We start from the raw sequence: 12762 nt of genomic DNA on the forward strand, positions 1-12762 counted from the left end.
CCGGCCGGTGCAACTAAAACCCCGGCACCGCTACCTGAACCAAATTGCCGTTCAAGCAGCGAAGGAGCGAGACTATAGCACAGGCGACAAGGGTGTGACATCAAGTGCGACACTATTTTTTTGAATATCCAAAAATAACGGGGTCGGACTGGCTTCGCTCGGAAGTTCCCACCCATACCCTGACTACCCACGCCCGGCGGCGCGCTTCCATCTACTATATAGAGAGCCGCACTACAGCCGCAGTTCGGTAGTTTCTTTGATTTGCTGCAGGGCGAAGAAGGATTTCATGTCCACCACGGCCGGATGGCGCATGAGGGTATCCATGGCAAAGCTGGAGAAATGGGCCAGGTCTTCCACCTGAACACGTAGCAGGTAGTCCATGTCGCCCGACATGGCGTAGCACTCGACTACTTCAGGCCAGCGCTGCACATCCCGGGCGAACTCACCCATGGGAGCATGGCTGCCGCCTACATGCTTGTTGAGGCGAATGGAGACGTATGCCAGCAGCCCAAGCCCTACTTTCTCGGCATCGACCAGGGCTACATAACGCTTGATGTAGCCGCGCTCTTCCAGGCGGCGTACTCGCCGCAGACAGGGGCTAGGCGACAGGGACACGCGATCGGCCAATTCCTGGTTGCTGAGCCGGCCGTCGTGCTGCAATTCGGCCAGGATTCTCCGATCTGTCCGATCGAGCTCAGATTCGGCCATATTTATCCTAAATAAACAATAAACCAGCAATATTATTGCCCAAATATCCTTGTTGTGCGCCAGATTTGCAATCGTCTGCTCGGCATTGCTGCCTACAATTTGCGCCTGGGCTTGATTTTCAAGTCATCCGAACACAAGAGAGGGAGCGCCCTGCCATGAGCAACACTTTCCAGACCTGGGACAACCCGATGGGGACCGCAGGCTTTGAGTTCATTGAATATGCCGCGCCGGACCCCGCGGCACTGCGCAAGGTTTTCGAGACGCTGGGCTTCAAGGCCATTGCCCGCCATCGCCATAAAGATGTGACACTGTACCGCCAGGGTGGCGTGAACTTCCTGATCAATGCCGAACCCGACTCGTTTGCGCAGCGCTTTGCCAGGCTGCACGGCCCGTCGATCTGTGCCATAGGCTTTCGCGTACAGGATGCGGCCAAGGCCTACCAACGCGCGCTGGAACTCGGCGCCTGGGGGTTCGATTCGCACAGCGGCCCCATGGAATTGAACATTCCGGCCATCAAGGGCATCGGCGATTCGCTGATTTACCTGGTGGACCGCTGGCGCGGCAAGAACGGCCACGGCGGGATCGGCGACATCAGCATCTACGACGTGGACTTTGAGCCGCTGGATGTACAAACCGCGGAAAGCGACCTGACGCACGCGGGCGCCGGCCTGACGCTGGTGGACCACCTGACGCACAACGTGCACAAGGGCCGCATGGCGGAATGGTCGGAATTCTACGAGCGTCTGTTCAACTTCCGCGAGATCCGCTATTTCGACATCGAAGGTAAGGTGACCGGCGTGAAATCGAAGGCCATGACCTCGCCCTGCGGCAATATCCGCATTCCGATCAACGAGGAAGGCACGGAAGAAAAAGGCCAGATCCAGGAATACCTGGACTTGTACCGCGGTGAAGGCATCCAGCACATCGCCATGGCAACCGACGATATTTATGCCACGGTGGAAGCCCTGCGCAGCAACGGCGTGGCTTTCCTGGATACACCGGAAACCTATTACGAACTGCTGGACCGCCGCCTGCCCAACCATGGCGAGGACGTGGCACGCCTGCAGGAGAACCGCATCCTGCTGGACGGTGCACCCGGCGGCGGGCTGCTGCTGCAGATTTTCACCGAGAACCAGATCGGCCCGATCTTTTTCGAGATCATCCAGCGCAAGGGCAATGACGGCTTTGGCGAAGGCAATTTCAAGGCCCTGTTCGAATCGATAGAACTGGACCAGATGCGCCGCGGCGTGGTCAAGAGCGTGGAATAAGCGCCACGTACGGAGTCATCGCGCCAGGCGGTCCTGGAACTGCTTGCGGAACTTGGCGACCTTGGGTGCGATGACGAACTGGCAATAGCCCTGCTCGGGATGCAGGGAGAAATAATTGCGGTGATAGTCTTCGGCCGGCCAGAACGCGGCCGGTTCGCGCAGCTGCGTGACCAGCGGCGCGTCGTAGACGTGCTGCGCCTCGACTTCGGCCATGACATCCCGGGCCTGCTGGCGCTGCGCGTCGTTCTGCCAGAAAATGGCCGATTCGTACTGCGGGCCGACATCGTTGCCCTGGCGGCCCGGCGTGGTGGGATCGTGGGTGGCGAAGAACACCCGCAGCAAGTCGCTGTACGACAGCACCGCCGGGTCGAATTCGACCCGCGCCACCTCGATGTGGCCGGTATGCTTGCCGCACACCTGTTCATAGGTGGGATGCTCGACATGCCCGCCGCTGTAGCCTGGCAGCACGCTGACGACGCCGCGCAGATCGGCCAGCACAGCCTCTACGCACCAGAAGCAGCCGCCGCCCAGCACGGCGACCTCGGTGTTTCCTGACGATTGTTCCGACATTTGCATTCCTTGTTGAACAGGCCGCCCCGCGTTGCCGAGGCCGCCGTTATTCGGGCTTGGCTGGCGCCAGCGAGAGGATCCAGTGCGCCAACTGGCGGGCCTCGTCGTCACTGACCTGGGATTGTGCCGGCATGGGCACCGCTCCCCAGGCTCCACGGCCGCCGCCGCGGATTTTGCCGGCCAGGTATTCGACCATGGCATCCCCCTGCCCCGCGTAGCGTTCGGCCACGCTGCGCAGCGGCGGGCCCACCCGTTTGCTGTCGACCTGGTGACAGGCCATGCAGGCCCGGCTTTGGGCCAGGGCCAGGCCATCGGCCTTGCCCTGGGCGTGGACGGCGGCCGCCAGGCCGGCCCACAGGCCACAGGCGACGGCTGCGGCCAGACTACGCTTCAAATGCATCGGTAACTGCCCCACGGCTGGCGGTGCCGGCCAGCTTGCCGAATTTGGCAAGCACGCCGCGCGTATACCGGGGCTTGGGCTGGACCCAGGCCTTGCGGCGCGCCGCCATTTCCTCGTCTGAAATATTGAGCTGCAGCAGCAGCTGATGAGCGTCGATGGTAACCGAATCGCCTTCCTGGATGAGCGCGATGGGACCACCCACATAAGCCTCGGGCGCGACATGCCCCACCACCATGCCCCAGGTGCCGCCCGAGAACCGGCCATCGGTGATCAGGCCCACGGACTCGCCCAGCCCCTGTCCCACCAGGGCGGACGTGGGCGCCAGCATTTCGCGCATGCCCGGGCCGCCCTTGGGGCCTTCGTAGCGGATGACCACCACGTCGCCGTCGCTGATCTTGCGATCCATGATGGCGGCCATGGCGTCGTCTTCGGAATCGAACACGCGGGCCGGGCCTGTGATGACGGGGTTTTTCAGCCCGGTAATCTTTGCCACGCAGCCCTCGGGTGAGAGATTGCCTTTCAGGATGGCCAGGTGGCCCTGCGGATACAGCGCGCGGCCGATGGGCCGGATGACATCCTGCCCGACGGGCGGCTCGGCGGGAACGTCGGCCAGCGTCTGGGCGATGGTTTTGCCCGTGATGGTCATACAGTGCCCGTGCAGCAGGCCGGCATCGAGCAGCAGCTTCATGACTTGCGGAATGCCGCCGGCGCGGTGCAGGTCGGTAGCCACATAGCGCCCGGAGGGCTTCAAGTCGCAGATGACGGGCACGCGGCGGCGTATGCGTTCGAAGTCGTCGATGGTCCATTCGACTTCGGCGGCATGGGCGATGGCCAGGAAGTGCAGCACGGCATTGGTGGATCCGCCGGTGGCCATGATGACGGACACGGCGTTCTCGATGGATTCGCGCGTGATGATGTCGCGCGGGCGCACGCCGCGCCGGACCGCGTCGACCAGCACGCGCGCCGACTCGGCAGCCGATACGACTTTTTCATCGTCTTCATTGGCCATGGTGCTGGAATACGGCAGGCTCATGCCCAGGGCCTCGAAGGCGGAACTCATGGTGTTGGCGGTGTACATGCCACCGCACGAGCCCGAACCCGGGATGGCGCATTTTTCGATCTGCTTGAAATCTTCCTGGTTCATCCGGCCCATGGTGTATTCGCCCACGGCCTCGAACACCGACACGATGGTGAGGTCTTTGCCCTGGTAGCGGCCCGGCTTGATAGTGCCGCCGTAGATATAAATGCCCGGAACGTTCATGCGGGCCAGGGCGATCATGCCCCCAGGCATGTTCTTGTCGCAACCGCCGATGACCACGATGCCGTCCATCCACTGGCCCTGCACGGCGGTTTCGATACAGTCGGCAATGACTTCGCGCGAGACCAGCGAATATTTCATGCCTTCGGTGCCCATCGACATGCCATCGGAGATGGTGGGGGTGCCGAACACCTGGGGATTGCCGCGGGATTCGCGCACAGCGCCGATCGCGGCGTCGGCCAGGCGCTGCAGCCCGCTGTTGCAGGGGGTGATGGTGGAATGCCCGTTGGCCACCCCTATCATGGGGTTGTCGAAATCGGCTTCCTGGTAGCCCAGCGCGTAGTACATGGCCCGGTTGGGCGCGCGGGCGACCCCATGTGTGATGTGGCGTGAACGTTCATTGTTCGGCATGGTCTGTCTCCGGTATGTTGCGCGGCCGGCGCAGCGGCCAGCCGCCGTCGTCGTATGACGACACGTTCGCCGGTTATTATCGACCAATCTTTTTCTGCGTGGCGGAATATGCTGCACTATCCTGAGTTTGACCCCATTGCCCTGCGCCTGGGCCCCCTGGCCATCCACTGGTACGGCCTGATGTACCTGGTGGGCTTTGCACTGGTATATATCCTGGGCCGCGTGCGGCTGGCGCGCGGCCTTGCCCCCAACCTGCAGGCGCGCGATCTGGAAGACCTGATTTTCTACAGCGTCCTGGGCGTGGTGCTGGGCGGGCGGCTGGGCTATGTGCTGTTTTACAAGCCCGCCTATTATCTGGCGCATCCACTGGAAATCGTCTACCTGTGGGAAGGCGGCATGTCATTCCATGGCGGGCTGATCGGGGTGATCCTGGTGATGATCCTGTTCGCGCGCAAGAAAGGCATGTCGTTCTTTGCCGTCAGCGACTTTATCGCCCCCTTGATTCCGCTGGGCCTGGGCGCGGGAAGGCTGGGCAATTTCATCAACGGCGAGCTGTGGGGCCGCCCCACGGACGTGCCGTGGGGCATGGTGTTCCCGCAATCGGGCGACGGCCTGCCGCGCCACCCGTCCCAGCTGTACGAGCTGGGACTGGAAGGCATAGTGCTGTTCGCGCTGCTTTGGTGGTTTTCCAGCAAGCCGCGCCCCACCGGCCAGGTAAGCGCGATGTTCCTGATCGGCTATGGCGCTTTCCGCTTCCTGGTGGAATTCACCCGCGAGCCGGATGATTTCCTGGGCCTGCTGGCCGGCGGCATGAGCATGGGACAGTGGTTGTCCCTGCCCATGGTGCTGATAGGTGTGGCGATGTACGTACTTAGTGCAAGGCGACAGTCCCATTCACCGAAATACTGACGGTGACCTGCCCGGCCTCGAGCGGCACGTCGGCGGCTTCGGCCCTGCTGCTCTTGGCCATCATCTGCGCCCCCATGGGACGCGGCACCGGCACCTGCGACCCGCCCCCGCTGAGTTCCAGGTGCCGCACCTGGTAGCCCTTGAAGCCAAACGCCGTGGCCGCGGCCAGGGCCCGTTCACGGAAAGCCTCGGCGGCCTGGCTTAGCAGCTTGCGCTCTTCAGCCTCGCGCGCTTCGCGCGACAGCAGGAAATTGATTTGCGTGATGGCGGTTTTGTCAGACAGTTTGTTGGCCAGCGCAGACGCCGCGGCAAAATCCTTGGATTCCAGGGTGATTTCACCACGGCCGCGCCAGTTCTGGATCTTGCCCTTTTCGTTGGTATTGGGCCAGACGCTGAAACCGCCGGTACGCACTTCTACCCCTTTGTTTCCCTGAGCGCGCTTGAAGGCGGCGTCGAGCGCATTGCTGAGCTCCTGGCCGGCGGCCGACTGCGACGCGGCCTCGAGCTCGACGGCCAGTGTGATACGCACCGTGTCTTGCTGCACCTCGGATGACGCCGAGGCCTGCAGGCTGAGTTCGGGCGCCCGTACGGCCTCGTCGGCCTGAGACGCGGGCTGGGGTTGCTGCGCAAGCGCCGGCTGCGCGGCGGCCAGGGCCAGGGCGGCGCAGCACGCGGCCACGATCCGGTTCAATGAAAGCACGGGATGGGAGTGCATCATGGCAAGCCTGTGTAGAGGAAGGGAAGGATGAAGACGTCCGGCGCGGACCTGCGAAGAAGCAGGCCCGCCGGGAAAGATGCCCCGCCTGTGCCGTCTAGGCCGGCATCTCGAACCGTGAGGTTCAAGGTGGTCGCGATCCGTTGAGCGTCGGGTTCATCTACGAGAGACAATCGCTCCAGCCCACCATTCACGCAACCAATATGCCGTAAGACATAGGTTCAGAGAATGTATGGCCGAGTCACGGACACGGCAGGGACAAACTGAAAAACATCGCGTGCTGCCGGCACGCCGGGGGCTTGCGCCCTACAACAATTTTTCCTGGCCCGACAAGGCGTCGTCGAGGATGGAATTCATGTCCTCAATTCTACGCTTGAAGTCACCGACCGCCAAACCCCCCAGGGGGCCGTCGGGGGCCGCCTTCATGGCCAGCAGTTCACCAGCCACCTGCAACGCCGCCATGACGGCGATGCGTTCATTGCTGGTCACCTTGCCCGAGCCCTGGATACGCAGCATGAGCTGGTCGACATGGCGCACGGCGGCCATCAGGGCCGGTTTTTCGTCGGTGGAGCACGCCAGGGAGTAGTCGCGCCCCAGGATAGTGACATCGATACGTTCCATCAGGGTTGCTCTCCGGAGGGTGCGCCGGGCAAGCGCGCCAGCACCGTGTCGATACGTTCGCGCGCGGCCGCGGCGGCCACTCGCAGGCGCTGCAGGTCGGTGTCGCGCGCGCTGAGGCTGCCCTGCAATTCGGTTTCGCGCGCGCTGGCGCGGGATTCAGCGGCTTGCCGCTCGGCGACTTCGCGGGCCAGTTGCTCGCGGAGGTCGGCCTCGGCCTGGCGGGCTTCGGCGAGCATGCCGGCGGCCGTGCCGTCGTGCTCTTGCAGCTTGGCCTGCAAGGCCTGGATTTCAGCCTGGTTGTCGGCACAGCGCTGTTCGAGCGCGCGCTGGTTGGTTTCGCTTTGATTCAAGCGTACACGCAACGCGTCGCGCTCGGCATGGATTTGCCGGGTGCGTTGCACCAGTTGCCCGATACGGGCGGCGAGTTGGTCGAGGTCTTGCAGCATGGGCGCTATCGTAAACCATCCGGGCGCCGGCCGGGCGGCCGCACGCAACGTGAGAAACACGGCAATATTCGGTAGGACTTGCGCGGCCGGCTCAGACTGGCCAGACCGAAGCATAAATCGTTCGCCGATGTCCGTGGCGGCTTTCGCCGCTCTTTCTATTGACTTTCACTTTGCTTTCATTCCTGGCCCGTTCGGGCCCGGGGTTACAACTTGGCCCCCGGTTTTAGGGAAAACCCCATCGGCGCGGCGGACAAGGCGTGTTTGCAGCCCCATCCCCCTTCGCTACCATGCGCGCTGCCCAAAACGGGCACCCCTCCTTGATCCACAAGAAACAACGGCATCTCCAAGTGCCTGCTTGCGCCAGGTCCGCAAGGGATCGAGCTTCAACTCACATGCTGTAAATAGGAGTAGACCATGCAGCTACGCAATCGGCAGGATTTCTGGTCGGGGGTGATGTTCATCGCCCTGGGCCTGGGATTCGCCTGGAAAGCGGCGAGCTACCAGATGGGTACCGCCGCCCGGATGGGACCGGGATATTTCCCTTTCGCGCTGGGGCTCGTCCTGGCCTTATTGGGAGCCATCGTGCTCATCGGATCGCTGAACAAGCGCGCCACCGAGACCCATGTGGATAAATTCGACTGGCGCATCGCCTTTCTGGTGATCGGTTCGGTCGTGCTGTATGGCCTGATTCTGAAGGGGCTGGGCATCTATATATCGGTGTTCATCCTGGTGGTGGCAAGCAGCCTGGCCAGCCATGAATTCAACCTGAAAGTCGCCATCGCCAACGGCGTATTCCTGGTGGTGTTCTCGTACTTGGCATTCGTGAAAGGGCTGGGGCTGATTTTCCCGCTGTGGCCGTCGTTTCTGGGCTTGAACTGAGGAGTAACCGGCCATGGAATTGTTTGAACATTTGGCGCTGGGTTTTTCGGTGGCGTTCACGCCCGAGAATCTGGCCTATGCCCTGCTGGGCTGCATCCTGGGCACCCTGATCGGGGTGCTGCCGGGCATCGGTCCCGTGCCCACCATTGCCATGCTGCTGCCGATCACGTACGTGCTGCCCCCGGTGGCCGGCCTGATCATGCTGGCGGGTATTTACTACGGAGCGCAGTACGGCGGATCCACCACCGCCATCCTGGTGGCACTGCCGGGCGAGACATCCGCGGTGGTGACAGTGCTGGACGGGCACCAGATGGCGCGCAATGGCCGGGCGGGCGCCGCCCTGGCGATTGCGGCCCTGGGCTCGTTCTTCGCCGGCTGCGTGGCCACGCTGCTGCTGGCCGCCTTCGCGCCCCCGCTGGCCGAAGTGGCCTTCAAGTTCGGCCCCGCCGAATACTTCTCGCTGATGACCCTGGGCCTGATCGGCGCCGTGGTGCTGGCCTCGGGCTCGCTGCCCAAGGCCATCGCCATGATCGTGCTGGGCCTGCTGCTGGGCATGGTGGGCACCGACGTGAACTCGGGTGTGGCCCGCTTCGATTTCGGCATTCCCGAGCTGCAGGACGGCATCGACTTCGCCATCGTGGCCATGGGCGTGTTCGGCTTCGCCGAAATCATGACCAACCTGGAGCAGAAGGAAAACCGCGTCGACATCACCGACAAGATCGGCTCGCTGTACCCCAACAAGCAAGAGTTCAAGGAAGCGGCGCCGGCCGCGATACGCGGCACGGCGCTGGGTTCCATGCTGGGCATCCTGCCCGGCGGCGGCGCGGTGCTGTCGTCGTTTGCCTCGTACACGCTGGAAAAGAAGCTGTCGAAAAACCCGGAACGCTTCGGCAAGGGCCACCCGGCCGGCCTGGGCGGACCGGAATCGGCCAATAACGCGGCCGCGCAGACTTCGTTCATTCCGCTGCTGACGCTGGGTATTCCGGGCAACGCCGTGATGGCGCTGATGGTTGGCGCCATGACCATCCACAATATCCAGCCCGGCCCGCAGGTCATGACCAGCCACCCGGAACTGTTCTGGGGCCTGATCGCGTCCATGTGGATCGGTAACCTGATGCTGGTGGTGCTGAACCTGCCGCTGATCGGCCTGTGGGTCAAGCTGCTGAAAGTGCCCTACCGCATCCTGTTCCCGGCCATTCTGGTGTTCTGCACGATCGGCGTGTATTCGCTGAACTACAACACCTTCGATATTTTCACGACGGCCATCTTCGGCGTGGTGGGATACGTGTGGTCGAAACTGAAGTGCGAAGGCGCCCCGCTGCTGCTGGGCCTGGTGCTGGGCCCCATGATGGAAGAGAACTTCCGCCGTGCCCTGCTGCTGTCGCGCGGCGACTTCATGACCTTCGTCGAACGCCCCCTGTCGGCCTCGCTGCTGGCGGTTGCGCTGTTCCTGGTAGTGATCGTGGCGCTGCCGTCCATCCGCAAGAAGCGCCAGGAAACCTTCGTCGAAGAAGAGTGACGGCGCCAGCCCTGGTCATTTCATGAGCCCATGCCAGCCACGCGAGTGGCTGGCATTTTTTTTGCGCAAGCGCGGCCCGCAGCGGGCGGTGCCGGGCACGGTTGGTGTTTTTTCGCCAAGGGGCGGGCCGATTGCGGTAACGTTCTAGCTTTCCCCCCCGACTACAACTCAATCCGGAGATATGCATGGCATCGATCGGTTCCAAGGATTACGACAAAATCGCGGCCCAGAAAGTCGCTTTCCTGGGCCTGGGCGTCATGGGGCTGCCCATGGCCGGCCACCTGGCGCGCGCCGGCCATGACGTCACCGTATACAACCGCACGGCCGCCAAGGCGCAGGCCTGGGCCCAGGAGTTTGGCGGGCGCAGCGCCGCGACGCCGCGCGAGGCCGCCGCCGGCGCCAGCATCGTGTTTGCCTGCGTCGGCAACGACGACGACTTGCGCAGCGTGGTGCTGGGCGAGGACGGCGCGCTTGCCGGCATGGCGCCGGGCGCGATTTTCGTGGACCACACGACCGCGTCGGCCGACGTGGCCCGCGAACTGTACACCCAGGCCCGCAAGCAGGATCTGCAATTCGTCGACGCCCCGGTATCGGGCGGGCAGGCGGGCGCCGTAAATGGCGTGCTGACCGTCATGTGCGGCGGCGATCAGGCCGCGTTCGATACCATCAAGCCGGTAGCGCAGGCTTTTGGCCGCGCGGTCACCCTGGTGGGCGCACCGGGCGCAGGCCAACTGGCCAAGATGGTGAACCAGGTATGCATTGCCGGCATCGTGCAGGGCCTGTCGGAGGCCATCGCTTTCGGGCAGGCCGCCAACCTGGATATGAAACTGGTGCTGGACGTGATCAGCAAGGGCGCGGCCCAGAGCTGGCAGATGGAAAACCGCGGCGGCACCATGGTGGACGACAAGTTCGACTTTGGCTTCGCCGTGGACTGGATGCGCAAGGATCTGGGCCTGGTGCTGTCCGAGGCTCGCAACAACGGCGCCCGCCTGCCGCTGACGGCGCTGGTAGACCAGTTCTACGGTGATGTACAGAAACAGGGCGGCGGGCGCTGGGACACGTCCAGCCTGATCACCCGCCTGCGAGGCTGAGGCCCGGGTGCCGCCCTGCCGCTGGCAGGCGGCACCCGCTTCAGCGTCAGGCAGCCAGACGCTGCGGCCGGGCATCCACCAGCGCGTCGATGTGCTGCTTGGCCAGGGCCAGCCCTTCCTGGGCGGCCAGTTCTCCCAGCGCCATGCCTTCGGCCGAGATGAAAACCGGATCCGCCAGGCCCACGAAAGCGAGGATCTGCGTCAGGTAGGGCGTGAGGGTGTCATCGGCCGTACCCAGGGCCTTGCCGCCGCGGGCGCTCAGCACCAGCACTTGCTTGCCCTTGAGCAGGCCTTCGGGCACGCCTTGCTCGGTGTAGCGGAAGGTGACGCCCGCGCGGGTCACGTGATCGATATAGCTTTTCAGTTGCGCGGGCAGGCTGAAGTTGTATACCGGCACGGCGAAGACGATGCGGTCGGCCTCGGACAGTTCGGCGATCAGGGCGTCGCCGCGGGCCACGCTGGCGGCCTGGTCGGCGGAACGCTGGTCGGCCGGCGTGAACAAGGCCCCCGCGGTGGCGCCGTCGAAATACGGCACCGGGGCAGCGCCCAGGTCGCGCACCTGGACCGTGCCCTCAGGCTCGGCCTGGCGCAGGCGCTGGATCAAGTGGTGGGCCAACTGGGTGGATTTGGAACGTTCGCCAAGAATCGAAGCAAGAATGACCAGGGTTTTCATGAGGTTCTCCGGGGCCGCTGTCGCGGCGTGGTGGACATGTATCCACTGTAGCCAGGATGATTAGAACCATAAACCCGGTTATGATGAACTATATGTTCCATAAACAGGACAATACCCGGAGGCCACCCCGATGCAGGACCTGAACGACCTGTTCTATTTTTCCCAAGTGGTCGAGCATGGCGGTTTCAGCGCCGCCTCGCGGGCCCTGGATATTCCCAAGTCGCGCCTGTCCCGCCGCATTTCCCAGCTGGAGGAAACCCTGGGGGTGCGCCTGCTGCAGCGCACCACCCGGCGCCTGCGCCTGACGCTGGCGGGCGAACGCTATCTGCACTACTGCCGGGAGATGACCGCGTCGGCGCGGGCGGCGGAAGACGCCATGCGCCAATTGCAGGAACAGCCCTGCGGTCCGGTCATCGTGAGCTGCCCGGTGGCGATCGCACAGCAGATGCTGGCCCCGCTGCTGCCCGAGTTCCTGGACGCCTGGCCCAGCATTTCGGTGCAGGTGCTGGCCACCAATCGCCGGGTGGACTTGATCCGGGAAGGCGTGGATCTGGCTTTGCGCGTGCGTACCCGCCTGGACACCGACGCCGAGCTGGTGGTGAAGCACCTGGGCATGGCCAGCAGCAGTATCGTGGCCAGCCCGGCCTACCTGCAGCGCCACGGCACGCCCGACAGTCCGCAAGAACTGGCCACGCACACCACCCTGAGCTTCAGCGATCCAAAGTCGGACGTGCGGTGGCCGCTGCGCAACCGGCAGGACGAAGAAGTCGTGGTGGCGCTGCGCCCGCAGCTTTGCTGCAACGATTTCATCGTGCTGACCGAGGCTGCCGTGCGGGGCCGGGGCATCGCCCTGCTGCCCACCGTGGCCACCTATGAAGAAGTGCGCCGCGGCGAACTGGTGCAGGTGCTGCCGGAATGGCGGTCGCCCACCGGCATCGTGCACTGCATTTATCCGTCGCGCCGCGGCATGACGCCCGCCGTGCGCGCGCTGCTGGACTTCATTTCCAGCCGCCTGCCCGGCTTGTACGCCCGCATGCAATGACCGCCTCAGGCGCTCCTGGCTTGCCCGGTGGCCTGCGATAGCGCCTGAGCATCGACCAACGGCACCCACAGCACGGCCGCCAGCCCCACCCCGCCCTGCGGATTGGGCTCGCCGTCGCGCAATTCGATATCGCCGTCGTTGCGGCGCGCATAGGCACGCGCAATGGACAAACCCAGCCCCGACCCGGCGGATGCCGTGGCGCCTTCGGACCCCACGCGGTCGAAGCGGGCGAACGCCCGCGCGCGCGCGCCC

14 protein-coding genes, 1 other RNA gene and 1 pseudogene are annotated in these 12762 nt (G+C 64.0%); 6 read left to right on the forward strand and 10 right to left on the reverse strand.

Annotated features, from left to right (window positions below; translation table 11 throughout):
- Positions 1 to 231: 231 nt before the first annotated feature.
- On the reverse strand, positions 232 to 708 hold the full coding sequence (locus LPZ50_RS13755; RefSeq protein WP_230662039.1) for an Lrp/AsnC family transcriptional regulator: 477 nt from the start codon (positions 706 to 708) through the stop codon (positions 232 to 234).
- Positions 709 to 863: 155 nt separating this feature from the next.
- Between LPZ50_RS13755 and hppD the strand changes: the two genes are divergently transcribed.
- Positions 864 to 1976, forward strand: coding sequence for a 4-hydroxyphenylpyruvate dioxygenase (hppD, locus tag LPZ50_RS13760; protein WP_230662040.1), 1113 nt, complete (start codon positions 864 to 866; stop codon positions 1974 to 1976).
- Positions 1977 to 1991: 15 nt separating this feature from the next.
- Here hppD and msrA read toward each other — a convergent pair whose 3' ends face one another.
- The 3 genes from msrA to ilvD are packed head-to-tail and all read right to left on the reverse strand — an operon-like array spanning position 1992 to position 4615.
- Positions 1992 to 2546, reverse strand: a complete 555-nt coding sequence (gene msrA, locus LPZ50_RS13765) for a peptide-methionine (S)-S-oxide reductase MsrA (RefSeq protein ID WP_230662041.1) — start codon at positions 2544 to 2546, stop codon at positions 1992 to 1994.
- Between the two features lie 46 nt (positions 2547 to 2592).
- Positions 2593 to 2946: a c-type cytochrome gene (locus LPZ50_RS13770; RefSeq protein WP_230662042.1), complete on the reverse strand. Its 354-nt coding sequence runs from the start codon at positions 2944 to 2946 to the stop codon at positions 2593 to 2595.
- Positions 2930 to 4615, reverse strand: coding sequence for a dihydroxy-acid dehydratase (ilvD, locus tag LPZ50_RS13775; RefSeq protein ID WP_230662043.1), 1686 nt, complete (start codon positions 4613 to 4615; stop codon positions 2930 to 2932). Before ilvD ends, LPZ50_RS13770 begins: the two co-directional genes overlap by 17 nt.
- Positions 4616 to 4723: 108 nt before the next feature.
- Between ilvD and lgt the strand changes: the two genes are divergently transcribed.
- Positions 4724 to 5524, forward strand: coding sequence for a prolipoprotein diacylglyceryl transferase (lgt, locus tag LPZ50_RS13780; protein WP_230662044.1), 801 nt, complete (start codon positions 4724 to 4726; stop codon positions 5522 to 5524).
- On the opposite strand, the gene LPZ50_RS13785 is transcribed toward lgt, so the two are convergent.
- From LPZ50_RS13785 to LPZ50_RS13800, 4 genes are all read right to left on the reverse strand, one after another.
- Positions 5487 to 6239 carry an SIMPL domain-containing protein gene (locus tag LPZ50_RS13785; RefSeq protein ID WP_230662053.1) on the reverse strand — a complete coding sequence of 251 codons (753 nt, stop codon included), beginning with the start codon at positions 6237 to 6239 and terminating at the stop codon, positions 5487 to 5489. The genes lgt and LPZ50_RS13785 overlap by 38 nt on opposite strands.
- 77 nt (positions 6240 to 6316) lie before the next feature.
- Positions 6317 to 6501: non-coding RNA, 6S RNA (ssrS, locus tag LPZ50_RS13790), on the reverse strand.
- Positions 6502 to 6545: 44 nt separating this feature from the next.
- Positions 6546 to 6860 carry a cell division protein ZapA gene (locus LPZ50_RS13795; RefSeq protein ID WP_230662045.1) on the reverse strand — a complete coding sequence of 105 codons (315 nt, stop codon included), beginning with the start codon at positions 6858 to 6860 and terminating at the stop codon, positions 6546 to 6548.
- Positions 6860 to 7306 (reverse strand): hypothetical protein, encoded by a 447-nt coding sequence (locus tag LPZ50_RS13800; RefSeq protein WP_230662046.1) that lies wholly within the window; start codon positions 7304 to 7306, stop codon positions 6860 to 6862. Before LPZ50_RS13800 ends, LPZ50_RS13795 begins: the two co-directional genes overlap by 1 nt.
- Positions 7307 to 7720: 414 nt before the next feature.
- On the opposite strand from LPZ50_RS13800, the gene LPZ50_RS13805 reads away from it, so the two are divergent.
- From LPZ50_RS13805 to LPZ50_RS13815, 3 genes are all read left to right on the forward strand, one after another.
- Positions 7721 to 8185 carry a tripartite tricarboxylate transporter TctB family protein gene (locus LPZ50_RS13805; protein ID WP_230662047.1) on the forward strand — a complete coding sequence of 155 codons (465 nt, stop codon included), beginning with the start codon at positions 7721 to 7723 and terminating at the stop codon, positions 8183 to 8185.
- Positions 8186 to 8198: 13 nt separating this feature from the next.
- Complete coding sequence (locus LPZ50_RS13810) at positions 8199 to 9704, forward strand: tripartite tricarboxylate transporter permease (protein ID WP_230662048.1); 1506 nt, start codon at positions 8199 to 8201, stop codon at positions 9702 to 9704.
- A gap of 185 nt (positions 9705 to 9889) precedes the next feature.
- Positions 9890 to 10795, forward strand: coding sequence for an NAD(P)-dependent oxidoreductase (locus LPZ50_RS13815; protein WP_230662049.1), 906 nt, complete (start codon positions 9890 to 9892; stop codon positions 10793 to 10795).
- Positions 10796 to 10841: 46 nt separating this feature from the next.
- On the opposite strand, the gene LPZ50_RS13820 is transcribed toward LPZ50_RS13815, so the two are convergent.
- Entirely contained in the window at positions 10842 to 11468 is a 627-nt protein-coding gene (locus tag LPZ50_RS13820; protein WP_230662050.1) for an FMN-dependent NADH-azoreductase, read from the reverse strand.
- A 130-nt stretch (positions 11469 to 11598) separates the two neighbouring features.
- Between LPZ50_RS13820 and LPZ50_RS13825 the strand changes: the two genes are divergently transcribed.
- Positions 11599 to 12510, forward strand: a complete 912-nt coding sequence (locus LPZ50_RS13825; protein ID WP_230662051.1) for a LysR family transcriptional regulator — start codon at positions 11599 to 11601, stop codon at positions 12508 to 12510.
- 5 nt (positions 12511 to 12515) lie between these two features.
- Here the strand turns inward: LPZ50_RS13825 and LPZ50_RS13830 are convergent.
- Positions 12516 to 12762, reverse strand: a pseudogene (locus LPZ50_RS13830) (ATP-binding protein); the annotation flags it as partial.

The organism is Bordetella petrii, assembly GCF_020991325.1.
In the GTDB taxonomy this organism is placed as follows: Bacteria; Pseudomonadota; Gammaproteobacteria; order Burkholderiales; family Burkholderiaceae_B; genus Bordetella_A; species Bordetella_A petrii_E.

What these genes read in the sequence shown, in the direction of transcription:
- LPZ50_RS13810 (WP_230662048.1), top strand. Translation starts at nt 8,199, where the DNA reads ATGGAATTGTTTGAACATTTGGCGCTGGGTTTTTCGGTGGCGTTCACG.
- LPZ50_RS13805 (WP_230662047.1), top strand. Translation starts at nt 7,721, where the DNA reads ATGCAGCTACGCAATCGGCAGGATTTCTGGTCGGGGGTGATGTTCATC.
- LPZ50_RS13800 (WP_230662046.1), bottom strand. Translation starts at nt 7,306, where the DNA reads ATGCTGCAAGACCTCGACCAACTCGCCGCCCGTATCGGGCAACTGGTG.
- LPZ50_RS13795 (WP_230662045.1), bottom strand. Translation starts at nt 6,860, where the DNA reads ATGGAACGTATCGATGTCACTATCCTGGGGCGCGACTACTCCCTGGCG.
- LPZ50_RS13770 (WP_230662042.1), bottom strand. Translation starts at nt 2,946, where the DNA reads ATGCATTTGAAGCGTAGTCTGGCCGCAGCCGTCGCCTGTGGCCTGTGG.
- msrA (WP_230662041.1), bottom strand. Translation starts at nt 2,546, where the DNA reads ATGTCGGAACAATCGTCAGGAAACACCGAGGTCGCCGTGCTGGGCGGC.
- lgt (WP_230662044.1), top strand. Translation starts at nt 4,724, where the DNA reads ATGCTGCACTATCCTGAGTTTGACCCCATTGCCCTGCGCCTGGGCCCC.
- LPZ50_RS13820 (WP_230662050.1), bottom strand. Translation starts at nt 11,468, where the DNA reads ATGAAAACCCTGGTCATTCTTGCTTCGATTCTTGGCGAACGTTCCAAA.
- LPZ50_RS13825 (WP_230662051.1), top strand. Translation starts at nt 11,599, where the DNA reads ATGCAGGACCTGAACGACCTGTTCTATTTTTCCCAAGTGGTCGAGCAT.
- ilvD (WP_230662043.1), bottom strand. Translation starts at nt 4,615, where the DNA reads ATGCCGAACAATGAACGTTCACGCCACATCACACATGGGGTCGCCCGC.
- hppD (WP_230662040.1), top strand. Translation starts at nt 864, where the DNA reads ATGAGCAACACTTTCCAGACCTGGGACAACCCGATGGGGACCGCAGGC.
- LPZ50_RS13815 (WP_230662049.1), top strand. Translation starts at nt 9,890, where the DNA reads ATGGCATCGATCGGTTCCAAGGATTACGACAAAATCGCGGCCCAGAAA.
- LPZ50_RS13755 (WP_230662039.1), bottom strand. Translation starts at nt 708, where the DNA reads ATGGCCGAATCTGAGCTCGATCGGACAGATCGGAGAATCCTGGCCGAA.
- LPZ50_RS13785 (WP_230662053.1), bottom strand. Translation starts at nt 6,239, where the DNA reads ATGCACTCCCATCCCGTGCTTTCATTGAACCGGATCGTGGCCGCGTGC.